This is a genomic window from Micromonospora sp. NPDC048063, assembly GCF_043202855.1.
GTDB lineage: Bacteria > Actinomycetota > Actinomycetes > Mycobacteriales > Micromonosporaceae > Micromonospora.
The window spans coordinates 680,792-698,061 of record NZ_JBIDBG010000003.1 but is presented as its reverse complement, the minus strand read 5'-3'; the positions used below and the strand labels follow the sequence as shown (position 1 = coordinate 698,061).

The window sequence follows — 17,270 nt, the reverse complement described above, 5'->3', positions numbered from 1 at the left end:
ACGAGAAGGCCGGCGACCGGAGTTCCGGTCGCCGGCCCTGTCGTACCTCAGCGGCGGATGCCCGCCCAGTCGTGGTGCCGCCGAACGGTGGAGAGGATGAAGTCGACCACCCGACGGGAGGTGTCCGGGACCCGGTAGTCGACCGGGCACGGCACCCCCTGGGCGGCGACCTGGTCCACGGTCACCTCGACCGCCTCGACCACGCCCTGCGGGTCGAGCCCGGTCATGATGATCCCGCCGGCGTCCAACGCCTCGGGACGCTCGATCGACTCGCGCAGCGTCACGGCGGGGAAACCGAGGATCGCGGCCTCCTCGCTGATCGTGCCGCTGTCGGAGAGCGTGCAGTAGGCCCTGGTCTGGAGGTGCACGTAGTCGAAGAGGCCGAACGGCTCGTGGAACGCGATCCCCTCCAGGGCGGTCGCGTCCGGCGCCAACGCCTCCAACCGCTTGCGGGTGCGCGGGTGCGTGGAGACCAGCACCGGATACCCCCACCGGTCACGGACCGCCCGGAGGCAGTCGAGCAGACGCTGGAGGCGGGCCGGCTGGTCGACGTTCTCCTCGCGGTGCGCGCTGACCACGAAGTACCGGCCGGGCGCGAGGTCGAGCTGCCGCAGGACCGCCGACGCGCCGATGTCCGGCCGGTAGTGCTCCAGCACCTCCCGCATGGGCGAGCCGGTGTGCAGGATCCGGCGCGGGTGCAGCCCCTCGGCCAGCAGGTTGCGCCGGGCGTGCTCGGTGTAGACCAGGTTGAAGTCGGCGACGTGGTCGACCAGCCGCCGGTTCGTCTCCTCCGGGACGTTCAGGTCGAAGCAGCGGTTGCCGGCCTCCATGTGGTAGACCGGCACCCGCATCCGCCGGGCCATCAGTGCGGCGATGCAGCTGTTGGTGTCGCCGAGCACGAGCAGCGCGTCCGGCCGCGTCTCGGTGATGGCCGCCTCCATGCCGACCAGCACGCCGCCCAGCACGCGACCGAGCGACGAGGTGTCCACCCGCAGGAACCGGTCCGGCTCGCGCAGCCGCAGCTCCTTGAAGAAGACGTCGGAGAGCGTGCTGTCCCAGTTCTGCCCCGTGTGCACCAGCAGGTGCTCCACCGTGTCGTCGAGCCGGGCGATCACCCGGGACAACCGGATGATCTCGGGTCGGGTGCCGACCACCGTCATGATCCGGGTCATGCCCGTCCTCTCTCTGCTGCCAGCTTGCTCATGATGTCCTCGAACTGGTCCACGCCCACCCGCAGCGACATGCGCTCCTGATAGACGCGCCGGGCCCGCAGACCCAGCTCCGCCCGCGCCGCCGCGGACTCGGCCGCCGCGACGGAGAACCGCGCGGCGAGCGCCTGCCAGTCCCCCGGCGGGGAGACCAGCCCGACGCCGGTCGAGCGGACCAGGGCCGCGGCGTCGCCGCCCACGGAGGCGATCACCGGGGCGCCGCAGGCCAGGGCGGCCTGCAGCTTCGACGGGATGCTGCCGCGCAACGCGGGCAGGTCGCGCAGGCAGACGAGCTGCCAGTCCGCGGCGGCGTACAGCTCGGCCATCTGCTCGGCCGGGCGCCGGCCGACGAAGCGGACGTTGTCGGCACCGAGGTCTGCGGCGAGCCGTCGGGCGGCGTCCTCGTCCGCGCCGGAGCCGACCAGCACCAGGTCGATCCGGTCGCGGGCAGCGGCCGCCGCCCGGATCGCGGTCTCGATGCCCTGCAACAGGCCGATGTTGCCGGCGAACATCACCGTGCAGCGTCCACGGTGGCCGAGCGCCGCGCGGGCCGCGTCGGTGGCCGGCACCGGCCGGAACAGCGCGTCGTCGGTCCAGTTCCACACCACCCGGACCCGGGCCGGGTCCGCGCCACGGGCCACCACCAGATCGGCCATCGCCGGCGAGATCACCACGACGGCGCTGGCCATGCGGTACGTCGCGCGCATCAGCGCGGCGATCCCCCGCTGCAATGTCCGGCCGGCCCGGCCGGTCGGCGCCATGCCCGACCCGAGCACGGACTCCGGCCACAGGTCCTGCACGTGGAGCACGATCGGCGTACGCCGGGCCACGCGGGCGATCGCCGCCGCGGCGAACGAGGTGGGCGGCGGATGGTAGACGTAGGTGACGTCGGCGCCGGCCAACCAACGGACGCCGCCCAGCGCGCTGCTGGCCCCGAAGGAGAGGTGGCTCAGCGCGCGCCGGGCGGCGGACGTGTCGTGGCTGGGGTAGGCGGGGACCCGCCGGACGGTGACCGGGCCGTCAGCCTCGGTGTGCCGCCAGCGTTGCCGCCAGCCCGGGAAGATGTGGCCGTGCGGGTAGCTCGGAAAGGTGGTGAGCACCCGCACCTCGTGGCCCCGCTCCGCCAGCTGGCGCGCCAGGTTGCCGGGGATGAACACCCCTTCCGGCGGGTACCACTGGCTGACCAGGCCGATCCTCACGCGTCGACCACCGGCTGTTCCGCCCGGGGACCCTCCACCGGCTCGGGCCAGGTGTCCGGCCGGCCCGGGTCGAACACCTCGTTCGTCCAGAACATGGTGACCAGCTCGTCCGATCCGGTGTTGACCAGCTTGTGCACCCACATGGTGGGCATGTCCACCAGCACCGGCTCGTCGCCGGAGACGGGAAACCGCACCACCTCGGTGTCGCCGACCCTGCGCAGGCTGATCTCGGCCGTGCCGTGCAGCACGACGAACCGCTCCATCTTGGCCAGGTGGAAGTGCTCGCCCCGGGTGATGCCGGGACGGGTCGTGGAGCAGAAGGTCTGGCCGCCTCCACCGTGCGCCTTGACCGTCTCGACCAGCTCGCCCCGGGTGTCCGCCCGGCGCGGCAGCGCCAGCGGATAGTGCGCGGGGAAGCAGTGCGACCGGTACGTGTTGAACAGCCGGACGTCGTGCCGGTCCAGCAGAGCCGGGATCTCCCCCGTCCGGTAGGTGGCGGCGACGTCGGCGAGCCGGTCGGCGAGGGCCCGCACGCCGATCCGCAGCGCCGGCATGGCCGGATCCCACGATCCCCCGGCCGGAACGCCGACGAGCCGGGCCGCCGCGTCGGTGACGTGGACCAGGCTCAGCTCCCGGTCGGCGTGCACCTCCGGCCGGCCGCCCTCGGCGAGCAGCCGACAGAAGGTCGCGACCGCGGAGTTGTAGAACGGCCGCCCGTGTTCCCCGTACAGGTTCGGCAGCAGGACGTCGTCGACCGGCAGGCCCGTGTCGGCCAGGATGCCGGCGGCGGCAGCCTTCGCGTCGCCGTAGGGCGTGCCGTTGCCGGCCTGCACCGAGTTGGCGAAGACCACCGTCCCGGGCGGCGTCGGGCAGTGCTTGAGACCCTGCGCGAGCTGGGCCGCGAGCTGCACGTTGCCGGCGGACACGTCCGCCGGCTCGCCCCGGTTGACCCCGGCCAGGTGCAGCACCCGGTCGACCCCGCCGACCTTCGCCGCGACCCGCTGCGGGTCGGCCAGTTCTGCCCGGGTGACGACGACCGGCTCCGGCCAGCCGAGGACGCGCAGCAGCACCCGTACGTGCCAGCCCAGGAAGCCGCCGGCTCCGGTGACCGCGAGCCTCAGCATGCCAGCACCGGGTCCCGCAGGGCCAGCTCCGCGCGCACCTCGGGCAGCGTCTTCAGCAGCTCGATGATTTCCGGTACGCCCATCCGCGGCGCGTTCGCCGAGTTGAAGTCCTCCGTCGGCCCCGCACCCAGCTCGCCCTCGTCCACGTAGAGCGCGTAGTTCAGGTCGCGGGCGTCCAGCGGCACCCGGAGGAAGTCGCCGAAGTCGTCGGCCTGGGCGAGTTCCTCCCGGCTCGCCAGCGTCTCGTCCTGCTTCTCGCCGTGCCGTACGCCGATCACGTCGAGCTTGGCGGGCACGTCGAACAGCTCGCAGACCGCCTCCGCCAGGTCGCCGATGGTGCAGGCGGCGGCCTTGCGGATGAAGATGTCGCCGGGCCGGGCGTGCTGGAAGGCGTGCTCGACGAGCTCCACCGAGTCGGCCAGCGACATCAGGAACCGGGTCATTCCCGGGTCTGTCACCGTGGGTGCCCGGCCCGCCTTGATCTGCTCGATGAAGAGCGGGATGACCGACCCACGCGAGTACATGACGTTGCCGTACCGGACGCACGAGACCGTGGTGGCGCTGTTCGGGTTGTTCCGGGCGTGCGCCTGCGCCACCTTCTCCATCAGGGCCTTGCTCATGCCCATCGCATTGACCGGGTAGACGGCCTTGTCGGTGCTCAGCACGACCACCGACCCCACCCCGTTGCGCTCCGCCGCCTCGACGACGTTGGCGCTGCCCAGGACGTTGGTCCGCACCGCCTCCAGCGGGAAGAACTCGCACGACGGGACCTGCTTCAGGGCCGCCGCGTGGAAGATGTAGTCGATGCCTCGACTGGCCCGCAGGACCGAGTCGTAGTCGCGCACGTCCCCGACGTGGTAGCGGACCCGGTCGTCGCTGAGCAGCCGGCGCATGTCGTCCTGTTTGGCCTCGTCGCGGCTGAGCACCCGGACCTCGCCGACGCCGCGGTCGAGGAGCCGGCGCACCATCGTCTTGCCGAAGGAACCCGTGCCGCCGGTGATGAGGACCCGGCGGCCGGTGGTCGAATACGTCACTGGTTGCTCCCCGTCTGGCTCGTAGCAGATCTTGTTGCCGGTGCGGCAGGTCAGCCGGCCCGCCGGCCACACCACGGGCAACGAGTCCAGGCAGCCGCAGAAACGCCCAAAACACTCAAAGAAGCACCGTCAAGCCCAAGAAGGTTGCCGCAGCCCTCGCTCCCCGGCCATGCGAGACAGTGACAGTACGAAATTCGTGAAAGTCCCAATCGGCACTACAGAACCTGGTAGGACTCAGACAGCGTCTTTCCCACGCATTTGTGGTCTCTGTTGGCGCCCCATCGGTGCACGTCGCCGCACCCCGACAGCCTCGCCAGACATAGGAGCACCATGCTCGACAGCAGTCCCGAGCCAGCACCGACAAAGGCGGGCTTCCCGCCCTTGGACGAGCCGTACGAGCCGGGTGGACGACTCGACATGAAAGCTCTGATCGCCGTCGAAGCACGGTTCGCCCGGACGCCGGATGGCGCGATCTGGACGCGAGAAGGGCCGGGGTACGGCTTCTTCACCCGCTACCTTTCCGCATTCGCCGAGGTGGTGGTGCTCGCGCGCGTGGCGGAGGTGCCCTCCATGCCGCCGGACTCACATCGAGTGGACGGGCACCGCGTGCTCGTGCGGCCGATACCTCACTACCTCGGGCCCTGGCAGTACGTCCGCCGTCGAGCGGCAGTCGTTCGCGCACTGCGCGACGCCGACGACCCGCATGCGGTCCTCATACTGCGTGCGCCCACGGTACTGGGCTCGCTCCTGGCTGCGGCGCGGGAGCGCTCGGGTCTGCCCTATGCCGTCGAGGTCATGGCGGACCCGTACACGGTCTACGCACCGGGCGTCGTCAGCCATCCCCTCCGGCCGTGGTTGAGGTGGCGTCACACGACGTTGTTGCGGCACCAGTGCCGCACCGCGGTCGGAGTCTCCTACGTAACGGAGCGGTACCTGCAACGACGGTATCCGGCCGGGAAGAACGCCGTGACCGCGGCGTACTCGAGCGTGGAGTTGCCACCGGACGCCTTCGTGACCGAGCCTCCTCAGCTCGTGCAACGCGATGAGTACGTCGTCGTCTCGGTCGGCTCGTTGGAGATGCTCTACAAGGGCATCGACACCCTGATAATGGCTCTTGCTCGACTCGTCGCGGCCGGATTGCCGGTGCGGTGCGTCCATCTGGGAACGGGCCGGCAACAGGCCCGGTTGGAGCAACTGGCCACTCAGCTCGGCGTGCGTCACCGGATCGAGTTCGTCGGATCCGTTCCCGCGGGAGCGCAGGTCCGGCGATACCTCGACCAAGCCGACCTGTTCGCGATGCCGTCGCGCACCGAGGGGCTTCCCAAGGCATTGGTCGAGGCGATGGCTCGGGGTCTACCCGCCGTCGGATCCTCGGTGGGAGGCATCCCCGAGCTGCTCGCGAGTCAGGACATCGTTGCTCCGGACGACCACGTCGCCTTGGCGGATGCGATAGGGCGTCTGCTCAACGAACCAGCACGGCGAGCCCAGGCTTCTGCCCGCAACCTCACTCGCGCCCGCGACTTCTCCGAGGAGGCTCTCAGGCGACGGCGCGACGTCTTCTACCGATCCCTGCGCGACACCACCGCCAACGGTCACGGCTCGTCGGACCAGCGCCGCACCCGCGAGACCTCGCGTCGCGGCGCGTCGACGGTGTCCACCTCGAAGGGGAAGTAGTCTGATGACGATTCCTCCGACGTTCGGTCCCACTGCCCTTGTGACGGAGGACCAACGACGAACCTTCCCTTCCCCCTTTCCGCATCACGCTTCTCAGCGACGCGAAAACGGCGCCGGCACCGGGCGACGACCGAACGGGCTGTTTCCCGCCAGAGAACTCCCGGGACTGGTGTTGATCTGTGCGGTGGCCTTCGTTGCCGCCTGGTCGCCGAAGCTGGCCGCCACCTACGGTGGCGCAGCCGCAGTGATCGCAATCCTGGTCAGTTGCCGTCTGCCGCGCCTCCACCTCGCCGATGTCCTGGCAGGTCTCACCGCCGTGTGGGCCCTTGCCAGCACGATGCTCGGCACGGTCGACCCCTCGATCACCTGGTGGCTCGCCTACCTGTACGCCTCCGCGTGCCTGGTCTTCATCGCAGCCCGACACGTCGTTACCAACAGGACCCACCTCCTTACCGTGGCCTTCGCCCACCTGGCCGGTTGCGCCGCCACATCTGTCACGTTGATCCTCGGCGCCCGCAGCAACGCCGACCACCGCGATGCGCTCCTCGACTACAACATCCGCTACGGCGTGGACGGCATCAACATCAACTACACCTCGTACACGTTCGTGACGGGGGCAGTGCTCGCAGTCGTCCTTCTTCGGGTCGGTCTGCGGTCGCACGTCATACGAGCAACGCTTGTCGGAGCCCTCCTGGCATTCGTGTACGGCGTTCTGCTGACGGGATCCAAAGGCGCCACGCTCGGGCTCATCCTGGGCGCGTCGTTCCTCGCCCTGACAGCGATCAGCTCGCCGCTGGCGTGGGCGGTGGCACGCGTTTGCGTTCCCGTGCTGATCCTCCTGGTTCCGTTCACGGCCGCCAGCAGATTCAGCGCAATCGCGCAACGGCTCGACACCCTCTTCGGCCGCGAGACCGGTGACCTGTCCGGCAGACTCGAGGTGTGGCCGCTCGGCGTATCGGCGTGGATGGAGCAACCCTTCACGGGGCTCGGCCCCGGAGTCTTCCGCATGGTCAACCCGTTTCAGATCGGCCCGCACAATCTGCTTCTCGCCGTAGGCACCGACCTCGGTCTGGTCGGTGTTCTCCTCTACGGCTCAGCCGTCGCCACAGCCCTCGCCGCAGCCGCCCGACAAGCCGGACACGTCGGCAGGATAGCGGCCGGCCTCTTCGCGATGAGCCTGCTGCCGATCTGGATGAGCGGCCACTGGGAGTACGCGCAGGGCTCGTGGCTGGTGCTCGCGCTGCTCTCCTCCGTGGCGATCGCGACAAATAGAACCGGGCGGAAACCCGGGCGGCATCGGTCTCCGACGGCTCGGGGACAGTTCGCGGCAGGCACCGCCCGCCAAGCGTGAATCGTTCTCCGACGCGCCACTGACGGAGACCTGGCCGGCTCGGAGCCGGGCGGACGACCCGCGACATCGGCTGCCCGCGCGGTTTGGTGACCACTTCCGCCGTCAGGGGCGGGCCGACTCCAGGAGAGTGGCGAGCCGAGGAGCGTAGGCTCGGTAGTCGAACGAATCCAGCGCCTGCACCCGGGCGGCTTCTCGCATGGCCTCCCGCTGCGTCCGGGTCAGCTCCAGCGCGGCGTGTAGCGCAGTGGCCAGTTCCGCTTCCGACCAGCCGTCGCACACCAGGCCCTCGACGCCGTGACGCAGATAGGTGCCAAGATCACTGGTCAGGTTGGCGATCACCGGTGTGCCGTTGGCGAGGCTCTCACAGAACTTGGTGGGGAACCCAGCCTGCGCGAACCGCTCGGGTCGACGCAGAATCACGCTGAAGTCGGCGTCCCGTAGGGCCAGCGGTACCTCCTGCTGGGCCAGCCGACCCCGTACGTCGACTCCCTGCGGGAGGCGGCCGAGGCCCGCCAGGTCCCGGACCTGCGTCACGGTAGGGCCGTAGACCCGCAGTTCGATCGCCGCGCCCCTTCGCTCGAGCCGGTCGACCGCGCGGACCATCGTGCCCAGCAGGTCCTTTCGGCCTGGCGTACCGGAGTAGACCAGGGACAGGTCGACCCGCTTCCGAGGGACCGCCGGGCCGACCCGCAGGGTGCGCACGTCGAGCGTCGGCGGCACCCGGACGACGTTCGTGCCGAGCTGCCGGTAGTAGTCCTCGAGATAGGAGCTGATCGCGATGATCCCGGCGCAGCGCGGGTAGAAGTACCGCATGGCCGTTTCTGAACTGAGGTGCAGCGGGCCGAGGAAGCCGCCCCGCAGGTGCCGGGGGTCGTACCACTCGACCACGTCGGCCAGCAGCGGGACCGCGTGCCGCCGGCACCAGCGGCGCAGGTGAAGCATGTACTGCGCCGCGCCGCCATAGACGACCACGTGCGAGGGAGGCGTCGGCTGGGTGTCCAGCCAGTCCACGGTACGCCGGCCGAGCCGCACGGCGAAGTGCACGGTCCGGGCCAGGAGCGAGCCGCCAGGCGAGGTCGTCTCCCCGAGCCCGAGGTACGAGACGGAGCCAGGCCCGTCAACGCCCTCCAGCGTGGTGACCACTCGAGGGCTCTCCTCACCGCTCGCGACCACCACGTGGTATCCCGCGCTGGCGAGGGAGCCGGCGATGCCGAAGACACGCCGGGATCCGGGCTGTCCCCAGGGAAACTGGAACGGGCCGACGTACGCCACCCAGTCCCGCCGGCGAACCGTGGACTCACCCATCGTGGCCCTCCCGGTCGGTCGGATCCTTGCCGGCGCCCGCGCCCGTACCGCTGGCCTCGCCCAGGAACTCGGCGAACCGTCTGCTCAGCGTCTCCCGGCGGTGGTGCCGGCGGGCGTGATCCAGGCCGTTACGTCCCCAGGTGTGGCGCAGGCCGGCGTCCCTGAGTTGGCGCAGGGCCCGCGACAACGGCTCCGGGTCGTCCTTCCCCACCACGACACCGGCCTGCGCGTCGGCGATGTGCCGCATGGAGGCGACCTCGGCGGGCCCGAAGCCGAGGATCGGCCGCCCCGCAGCCAGGTACTGCGGGATCTTCGTGGACAGCGAAAGCCGCGTGTACCGCCGGTGGGCGGGCGCGAAAGACTCGACGTGCACGAGCACGTCCGCCGTGTGCAGGACCTTGGGCACCTCGTCGCTGTGCAGCCATCGGTCGAGGCGCACCGACCGACGTCCGCCGAACGCCTCCCTGAACTGCGACAGGTCGTGCTCCGGCGCGTACACGGTAAGCCGGAGCACGGGCGGCTCCTCTTGGGCCGACCGGTCCAGCACCTCGGCGATCCGCGCCAGCGTCTGCCAGCGGCCCAGATGCAGTCCGCCGACGTAGACCAACTCCACCGGCCAGGACGACGGCCGCCCGGTGTCGTCCGGCGGGCCGTCCGCGAAAGCGGTGTCGTCGACGCAGTTGGCGAAGGCGCCAAAGGGAATGCCGTACTGGCGTTGGTATTCATCTGCCATCGGCTGGCTGATGCACATGCCGCGGGGCGCCATCCGCATCGCGGCGCGCAGCGTGCGCAGCAGCGACGCCCGGGCCAGCCCGAACAACTCACCGGAGCCGTAGTTGGTGCTCGGCCAGTCGTCCATGAAGTGTGGTACGAGGGGAACCCCGAGATCACGGGCGATCCGCACGGCCAGCCTGTTCACACGGACGCTGCCCAACAGCGAGTAGACCAGGTCGGGCCGATGCCGGCGCAGCCACGGTGCCAGGTCGTCGGGGAACCGGCTCGGGGTCAGGTCCGCCGCGGCCCGCAGCTGAGTCATGAGCCGAGAGGTGCTGCCTCGACGCGCGGCTGCCGTCCCGCCTGACGCCGCGACGGCGCCGGTCGGCCCGCCGACCGCGCCGAGCACCCTGCGCAACGCGTGGTCGACGGGGAAGTTCCGCAGCCCGAAGTGGTAGAACGACGCGCATACGTCCGCGGAGCGGACTCCCTCGACGGTGTGCACCTGAGCGAGCCGGTCGACGGGCCATCCCTGGAAGAGGTTCGACAGGGTGATCCCCTCGTTCGTCGATCGACTGAACGGTTTTGCTCCCACCACCAGCACTCGTGGGTAGTCGTCATCGAGCCGCACGCGCCACCTCCAGGTCTGCCATCGGCGAGCTGGACATTCTCAGTGCCTTTCGGTAGCCGTAGATGGCGGCGGGCAGCACCGTGACCAGATAGGTGGCCACGGCAACGTACGGCAGCGCCGTGATCCCCCACCGGGTCGCGGCCCACCACTTCCCGACCAGGGAGACGACCAGATACGCCACCCAGCCGAGCAGTTGCGGTCGGACCAGGCCCATCGCGTTCTGCACCATGAATCGGGGCGAAATGCCGGCAAGCAGCACCCACCACAGCGCCAGACCACCGAGGAGCCACCGGTCCCCGCCCAGAGGAACGGAGAGCCAGGCGGAGAAGAACGGGCCGCCGACGATCACCAGACCGACCGAGGGCACCAGCGTGACGGCCGTGGAGATCAACGTCATCCGACGTACGGTCCGGTAGACCCAGGCCAGGTCGCGCCGGGCGAGGGCTTCGCCGTTGGCCGGCCACAGCGGCACGTTCACCAGCCCGACCAGCATTCCGGCCTGCGCCAGAACCTTGGCGGGCACGGCGTACGCCGTGACCTGCTCCAGCCCCAGTGTCCGCGCGATGATCAGGGTGTCCGCGTTGTTGGCCGCCGACATCACGACAGTCAGCACGAAGAACATCCCACTGAGTCCGAGCAGGCCCCGGGCGAGACGCCGGTCCACGAGGCTGAACCGGGGGCGGATCTCCGGCATCCGGTATCCGTACACCCACACGGAGTTGGCGAGGTTCGTCAGGAGCGGACCGATGACTGCCGCCCCGACCACCACGACGGGCGGCTGCCCGGACCACACCGCGAGCAACACAAGCGGCAGGGCCAGCACGCTGCCCGCCGCCTGCCACATGTTGCTCGCCGACACCTGCTGAAAGGCGTACTGGACGCGGGTTATCAGCGACAAGGGGATGTTCAGCAGGATGGCGGTCAGGCCCACCAGGACCATGCCGCGAACCTCTCCAGGACTCATGTTCCCCGGCAGCCCGAGCAGGGACGACCACGGCAGGGCCGGAGCCGTCAGCCAGAGCAACGCACACAGCGCAGCCGCCACCGCCAGGATGAGGAGGTACGCGCTGGAGAGGTAGCGGCGCGCACCTTCGCTGTCGCCGGTGCCGTGGCACAGGGTCAGCTTCGTCATCAGGCCGTTGCCGAGGCCCAAGTCCGCGAAGGCGGCCATGCCAGCCAGCGCCAGCACGGCGGACCACAGGCCGTAACGCTCCGATCCCAGGTAGGAGAGGGTGACGGGGATCAGCAGCAACGGGACGACGACCCCGATGGCCCGGCCGAGAACGGCGGTGGCGATTCCGGAGGCGAGACGGCGACTCCGGGCCGCGCCGTCCCGGTCCGCAGAGGACGGGTTCGGTGGCTCGCCGGTCGGGACGTCGCGGTCGAGGGTCCTGGGGGGTGTGGGGAGCATGGCCAAGTTCAGTGACGGACCAGAACGCGGTCGGACATCCAGTCGACCGTCGCCTGGAGTCCTTCCCGCATGGTGTACCGACGGGGGGAAGGGAAGAGCTCACGCAGGCGGGTCGAGTCGGCCTGGGAGTCACGCACGTCTCCCGAACGCGGTGGCTCGTGCACCCGGTCGAGCGGGCGCCCCAGCACGGACTCCAGTTCCGCAACCAGGTCGAGTAGTGAGACCCGCTCCCCGAAGGCCAGGTTCACCACGTCGGGCGCCGAGACCCGCCGGACAATCGCATCCGCGATAACCGAGGTGACGCTGCCGACATAGGTGAAGTCGCGGGTCTGCCGGCCATCGCCGTGAATCCGCACCGGTTCGCCGACCAGCGCCGCCGACACGAATCTCGGCACCACTGCGGCATACGCATGGTACGCGGCCTGCCGGGGGCCGAAGACATTGAAGAAGCGGAACGCCAGTACCGCTTGGTCGTAGCAGGAGGCGTGGGCGAGGGCGTAGGCCTCTGTCGCCAGCTTCGACACGGCGTACGGGCTCACCGGCATCGGCCGGAGCGCTTCCTGCCGGGGCAGAACGGGGTTGGCGCCGTAGACGGACGACGACGAGGCGACGATGACGTGCGGAACATCGTGCCGCCGCACCGCCTCCAACACCATCAGGGTGCCGGTCGCGTTGGCATGGTGACTGGCCAGCGGATTGTCGATCGACCGCGGCACTGACCCCAACGCGCCCAGGTGCACGACGCAGTCCGCGCCGGCCAGCGCTGCGTCCAGCACCTTCGCGTCCAGAACGGTGCCACGCAGCAACCGGACCGGCAGGTCGGTGAGGTTGTCCAGCGACCCGGTCGAGAGGTCGTCGACGGCCACCAACTCGTCCATCAGCGGGTTGTCGACCAGCGTATGGAGCAGATTGGCGCCGATGAAGCCAGCGCCCCCCGTCACGACTACCTTCAACGATGTTCTCCTCGCCTACCCGCGTCGTGTCGACCCGGAGCGCCGGGTCCGTCTCCTGGAGACAACGAACAGGGTCTGCGCAGGTCACGGCGGGGACGCTGGGCAACCGGGCAGCTCCTGAAAGGCGCGGTCACCTCCCGGTACACCCACCGACCGGCGCACCGGTGTGATGAGCTGTACGCATGGACCGCACCCTGCTCGGGCTGGTGCTCCACCCCACGCGGGACGCCTCCGATATCGTCGAGATCATCGCCGACTGGGCGGCTCGGCACCGCACCGACGTCGCCGTGCGTCTCGAGGACCAGCACCGGGTGCCGCCGACGGTGCAGGCGGTTCCCGCCGCCGAACTGGCTGCGCGCGTGAGCGCGCTGATCAGCGTCGGCGGGGACGGCACCATGCTCGGCGCGCTCCGGTCGCTGGTTCGCGATCCGAAACCGGTGCTCGGGGTGCACCTGGGCCGGCTCGGGTTCTTGGTCGAGGTCGAGCCGCACGAGCTGCCGGAGGCGCTCGACCGGCTGGCCAACCGCGACTTCACGGTGGAGGCACACAGCTGCCTGGTCTGCGATGTCTGCGGGGACGACGCCGTGGCGTTCAACGACGTCGCGCTCGTCCGCCAACCCGGCTCCGGCTTCGTCACGGCCTCCCTCGCCGTGGACGGCCAGCAGTACGGCTACTACCGCTGCGACGCGCTCGTGGTCAGCACTCCGACCGGATCGACCGCATACAGCTACGCCGCTGGCGGCCCGCTGGTGTCCCCGGCCACCCAGGCCGTGGTGGTCACCCCGTCGGCGCCGATGGCCGGCATCTCCCGTTCGCTGGTGCTGTCCCCGGAGGAACGGATCCGGCTGGAGCTGACGCCCGACTCCGCTCCCGTGGCGGTGGAGATGGACGGCCTGGTGATCCGGGAGGCGGCCACTGAGGGTGCGATCGACGTCAGCTACCGCCGGGAGGCGGGGCTGGTGGTCCGCCTGGACCCGCGCCGGTACCAGGAGCGCAATCAGCTCAAGCTCAGTCTGCTGGACCTGCCGCTGCTGCCCGACCAGCTGCGCGAGCTGCTCCCCGAAGGGATGCGCGAGCAGCTCAACCGCCGGGAGCTTCCCCCGCCTCGCTGACCGCGCCGTCAGATCCGTCAGCCGGTCACGATGCCGTAGATCTTCTTGATCGCCTCGGCCTTCGCCTGCGCCGGCAGATGACCGACCCGCAGGGACTTCGCCTTGAGCCGATCGAGGTACTCGTCGGTGGTACGGATCGGCCGGGCTGGGACGCCCACCGCCACGGTGTTGTCGGGTATGTCGGTGGTGACGACGGAGCCCGCGCCAATCACACACCGGTCGCCGATACCGACCCCCGGGAGGATGAGCGACCGCATCCCGATGTAGACGTCGTCGCCAACGGTGATCGGGGCGGTCCACTCCAGGTCGGGATGTTCCTTACGAAGGATGAGCGTCCCGCCGTCATGGGTGACGAACTGCACGCCGGCCGTGATGTGGACGTTGTCGCCGAGCGTTATCAGCCAGGGTTCGGAGCCGAACATGCCCAGGCTCATGCCGTAGAACGTCACCCGGCCCTTGAGGTTGACGCCGATCATCCGGGCATAGGCCTGCGGATCTCGGGCGGCGACCCACCGGCGCCGGATCATCCGGGCAGCGGTGCGAAGAGGTATGGACACTGCTCTCCCTCGGCTCGGAGCCCGGTGTGAACACCAGAGCTAACGACCCGCGCGGAGTTGGGTGATGTGAGCCGCCCGGTCAGGCCTTCGCGAGGACCTCGGAGACCAGGTCCTTCGCCTCCTGCTGGATGCGTTCCAGGTGCTTCGGCCCCTGGAACGACTCGGCGTAGATCTTGTAGACGTCCTCGGTGCCCGACGGCCGGGCGGCGAACCAGCCGGAGTCGGTGGTGACCTTGAGCCCGCCGATCGGCGCGCCGTTGCCCGGTGCGGCGGTGAGGGTCGCGGTGATCGGCTCGCCGGCCAGCTCGGTGGCGGTCACCTGCTCCGGCGAGAGCTTGCCGAGCACGGCCTTCTGCTCCCGGGTCGCCGGCGCGTCGATCCGGGCGTACGCGGGCGCGCCGAAGCGCTCGGCCAGCTCCGCCCAGTGCTGGCTCGGCGTGCGGCCGGTGGTGGCGATGATCTCGGCGGCGAGGAGGCAGAGCAGGATGCCGTCCTTGTCGGTGGTCCAGGTGCCCCCGTCGCGGCGCAGGAATGACGCGCCGGCGCTCTCCTCGCCGCCGAAGCCGACCGCGCCGTCGAGCAGCCCGGGGACGAACCACTTGAAGCCGACCGGCACCTCCAGCAGCGGGCGGCCCAGGTCGGCGGCGACCCGGTCGATCATCGAGGAGGAGACCAGGGTCTTGCCGACCGCGGCGGCCGGGCCCCAGTTCGTCCGGGTGCGGAACAGGTGGGCGATCGCCACCGCGAGGTAGTGGTTGGGGTTCATCAGGCCGCCGTCGGGGGTGACGATGCCGTGCCGGTCGGCGTCGGCGTCGTTGCCGGTGGAGACCTGGTAGTCGGCGCGGGCCGCGATCAGCGAGGCCATCGCGTTCGGCGACGAGCAGTCCATCCGGATCTTGCCGTCGCCGTCGAGGGTCATGAACCGCCAGGTGGGGTCGACGGTCGGGTTGACCACGGTCAGATCCAGCCGGTGCCGCTCGGCGATCTCGCCCCAGTAGGCGACGCTCGCCCCGCCGAGCGGGTCCGCGCCGATGCGCACCCCGGCGTCGCGGATCGCGTCGACGTCGATCGCCGCCGGCAGGTCGTCGACGTAGCCGGCGAGGAAGTCGTACGACCCGGTGGTGTCGGCGGCGCGGGCCCGCGCGTAGGGGATCCGGCGGACCTCCTTCAGCCCGTCGGCCAGGATGGCGTTGGCCCGGTCCTGGATCCACTTCGTGACGTCGGTGTCCGCCGGCCCGCCGTGGGTGGGGTTGTACTTGAAGCCGCCGTCGTCGGGCGGGTTGTGCGACGGGGTGATCACGATGCCGTCGGCCAGCCCGCTGGTGCGCCCCCGGTTGTGGGTGAGGATGGCGTGCGACACCGCCGGGGTGGGCGTGTAGCCGTCCCGGCTGTCCAGCAGCACGGTGACCTCGTTGGCGGCGAGCACCTCCAGCGCGTCCACCGCGGCCGGGGCGGAGAGGGCGTGGGTGTCGCGGCCGACGAACAGCGGGCCGTCCAGGCCCCGCTCCCGCCGGTAGTCGCAGAGCGCCTGGGTGACCGCGAGGATGTGGTCGGAGTTGAACGCGTTGCGCAGGCTCGACCCGCGGTGCCCGGACGTGCCGAAGGAGACCTGCTGCGCCGGGTCCTGCGAGTCGGGGTGCTCGGCGTAGTAGGCGGTCACCAGCCGCGGCACGTCGACCAGGTCGGCGGGCTGGGCGGGCTTGCCGGCCCGGGGATGACTGCTCACGGTTCCACCTTCTGTCCCTTGCCGATCACCACGATGCCGTTGTCGGAGACGGTATAGCGCTGCCGGTCCTTCTCCAGGTCGACGCCGATCTCGGCCCCCTCGGGCACGACCACGTTCTTGTCGAGGATGGCCCGGCGGACCACCGCGTGCCGGCCGATGTCCACCCCCTCCATCAGCACCGCGCCGTCCACGTGGGCCCAGGAGTGCACCTTCACCTTCGGCGACACGACCGAGTTCTCCACGAGCGAGCCGGAGATCACCGCGCCGGGCGAGACCATCGAGCCGACCGCCCGGCCGACCCGCTCGCCCCACTGGTGCACGAACTTCGCCGGCGGGTACGGCGGCTGCTCGGTGTAGATCGGCCACTCGAAGTTGTAGAGGTTGAACACCGGGTGCACGTTGATCAGATCCATGTGGGCGTCGTAGAAGGAGTCGAGCGTCCCCACGTCGCGCCAGTAGCCGCGGTCCCGGTCGGTGCTGCCCGGCACCTCGTTGTCGCGGAAGTCGTAGACGTTGGCCTCGCCCCGCTCGACCAGCATCGGGATGATGCTGCCGCCCATGTCGTGCTTGCTGGTCTTGTCCTCCGCGTCGCGCTCGACCGCCTCGCACAGCGCCTTCGTGCTGAACACGTAGTTGCCCATCGAGGCGTAGATCTGGTCGGGGGCGTCGGGCAGGCCGACCGCGTCGGTGGGCTTCTCGCGGAACGCCCGGATCCGCCGGCCGTCCTCGCCGACCTCGATCACGCCGAACTGGTCGGCCGTCGACAGCGGCTGCCGGATGCCGGCCACGGTGACCCCGGCGCCGGAGGCGATGTGGTCCTCCACCATCTGCCGCGGGTCCATCCGGTAGATGTGGTCGGCGCCGAAGACGATCACGTGGTCCGGCTGCTCGTCGTTGATCAGGTTGAAGCTCTGGTAGATCGCGTCGGCGGAGCCGGCGAACCACCACGGGCCGCGCCGCTGCTGCGCCGGCACGGGGGTGACGTAGTTGCCGAGCAGCGTCGACATCCGCCACGTCTTGGTGATGTGCCGGTCCAGCGAGTGCGACTTGTACTGGGTCAGCACGACGATCTTCAGATAGCCGGCGTTCGCCAGGTTGGAGAGGACGAAGTCGACCATGCGGTACATCCCGCCGAACGGGACGGCCGGCTTGGCCCGGTCCGTGGTGAGCGGCATCAGGCGCTTGCCCTCTCCGCCGGCCAGGACGATCGCGAGCACCTTGGCAGCCATGTTCCGACGCTAACCATCCGCCGGGGACTTCACCACTCGTAC

At 70.2% G+C, this 17,270-nt stretch carries 14 protein-coding genes; 3 read left to right on the top strand and 11 right to left on the bottom strand.

What is annotated here, in order from left to right; translation table 11 throughout:
* Positions 1–47: 47 nt before the first annotated feature.
* From wecB to ACGFZ2_RS11555, 4 genes are read right to left on the bottom strand one after another with little or no spacing between them, the layout of a single operon-like run.
* Positions 48–1,172, bottom strand: coding sequence for a non-hydrolyzing UDP-N-acetylglucosamine 2-epimerase (gene wecB, locus ACGFZ2_RS11570; protein WP_393452495.1), 1,125 nt, complete (start codon positions 1,170–1,172; stop codon positions 48–50).
* Entirely contained in the window at positions 1,169–2,407 is a 1,239-nt protein-coding gene (locus ACGFZ2_RS11565) for a glycosyltransferase family 4 protein (RefSeq protein ID WP_393452493.1), read from the bottom strand. Before ACGFZ2_RS11565 ends, wecB begins: the two co-directional genes overlap by 4 nt.
* The gene (locus tag ACGFZ2_RS11560) at positions 2,404–3,531 is read right to left on the bottom strand and encodes a capsular biosynthesis protein (protein WP_393452490.1); all 1,128 of its coding nucleotides are present in this window, start codon (positions 3,529–3,531) and stop codon (positions 2,404–2,406) included. The genes ACGFZ2_RS11565 and ACGFZ2_RS11560 overlap by 4 nt, the downstream gene beginning before the upstream one ends.
* The gene (locus ACGFZ2_RS11555; RefSeq protein ID WP_393452487.1) at positions 3,525–4,565 is read right to left on the bottom strand and encodes a polysaccharide biosynthesis protein; all 1,041 of its coding nucleotides are present in this window, start codon (positions 4,563–4,565) and stop codon (positions 3,525–3,527) included. The genes ACGFZ2_RS11560 and ACGFZ2_RS11555 overlap by 7 nt, the downstream gene beginning before the upstream one ends.
* 330 nt (positions 4,566–4,895) lie before the next feature.
* Between ACGFZ2_RS11555 and ACGFZ2_RS11550 the strand changes: the two genes are divergently transcribed.
* A complete protein-coding gene (locus tag ACGFZ2_RS11550) occupies positions 4,896–6,239 on the top strand; it encodes a glycosyltransferase family 4 protein (RefSeq protein WP_393452484.1) in 1,344 nt (447 codons plus the stop codon).
* Between the two features lie 4 nt (positions 6,240–6,243).
* The gene (locus ACGFZ2_RS11545; RefSeq protein WP_393452482.1) at positions 6,244–7,590 is read left to right on the top strand and encodes an O-antigen ligase family protein; all 1,347 of its coding nucleotides are present in this window, start codon (positions 6,244–6,246) and stop codon (positions 7,588–7,590) included.
* A gap of 102 nt (positions 7,591–7,692) precedes the next feature.
* Here the strand turns inward: ACGFZ2_RS11545 and ACGFZ2_RS11540 are convergent, their stop codons facing one another.
* Genes ACGFZ2_RS11540 through ACGFZ2_RS11525 form a run of 4 tightly spaced genes read right to left on the bottom strand, consistent with a single transcriptional unit; the run spans position 7,693 to position 12,604 of the window.
* Positions 7,693–8,895, bottom strand: a complete 1,203-nt coding sequence (locus tag ACGFZ2_RS11540) for a glycosyltransferase (RefSeq protein ID WP_393452479.1) — start codon at positions 8,893–8,895, stop codon at positions 7,693–7,695.
* Positions 8,888–10,240 (bottom strand): glycosyltransferase, encoded by a 1,353-nt coding sequence (locus ACGFZ2_RS11535; protein ID WP_393267510.1) that lies wholly within the window; start codon positions 10,238–10,240, stop codon positions 8,888–8,890. The genes ACGFZ2_RS11540 and ACGFZ2_RS11535 overlap by 8 nt, the downstream gene beginning before the upstream one ends.
* Complete coding sequence (locus ACGFZ2_RS11530; RefSeq protein WP_393267513.1) at positions 10,227–11,651, bottom strand: lipopolysaccharide biosynthesis protein; 1,425 nt, start codon at positions 11,649–11,651, stop codon at positions 10,227–10,229. Before ACGFZ2_RS11530 ends, ACGFZ2_RS11535 begins: the two co-directional genes overlap by 14 nt.
* A gap of 8 nt (positions 11,652–11,659) precedes the next feature.
* Positions 11,660–12,604 carry an NAD-dependent epimerase/dehydratase family protein gene (locus tag ACGFZ2_RS11525; protein WP_393267516.1) on the bottom strand — a complete coding sequence of 315 codons (945 nt, stop codon included), beginning with the start codon at positions 12,602–12,604 and terminating at the stop codon, positions 11,660–11,662.
* Between the two features lie 182 nt (positions 12,605–12,786).
* Here ACGFZ2_RS11525 and ACGFZ2_RS11520 point away from each other — a divergent pair, with 182 nt between their 5' ends.
* Positions 12,787–13,716 (top strand): NAD(+)/NADH kinase, encoded by a 930-nt coding sequence (locus tag ACGFZ2_RS11520; protein WP_393452476.1) that lies wholly within the window; start codon positions 12,787–12,789, stop codon positions 13,714–13,716.
* A 17-nt stretch (positions 13,717–13,733) separates the two neighbouring features.
* Here ACGFZ2_RS11520 and ACGFZ2_RS11515 read toward each other — a convergent pair whose 3' ends face one another.
* From ACGFZ2_RS11515 to glgC, 3 genes are all read right to left on the bottom strand, one after another.
* Entirely contained in the window at positions 13,734–14,243 is a 510-nt protein-coding gene (locus ACGFZ2_RS11515; protein WP_393452473.1) for a DapH/DapD/GlmU-related protein, read from the bottom strand.
* A gap of 109 nt (positions 14,244–14,352) precedes the next feature.
* Positions 14,353–15,999 (bottom strand): phosphoglucomutase (alpha-D-glucose-1,6-bisphosphate-dependent), encoded by a 1,647-nt coding sequence (pgm, locus tag ACGFZ2_RS11510; protein WP_393452470.1) that lies wholly within the window; start codon positions 15,997–15,999, stop codon positions 14,353–14,355.
* Positions 15,996–17,228, bottom strand: a complete 1,233-nt coding sequence (gene glgC, locus ACGFZ2_RS11505) for a glucose-1-phosphate adenylyltransferase (protein WP_350706479.1) — start codon at positions 17,226–17,228, stop codon at positions 15,996–15,998. Before glgC ends, pgm begins: the two co-directional genes overlap by 4 nt.
* Positions 17,229–17,270: the final 42 nt, after the last annotated feature.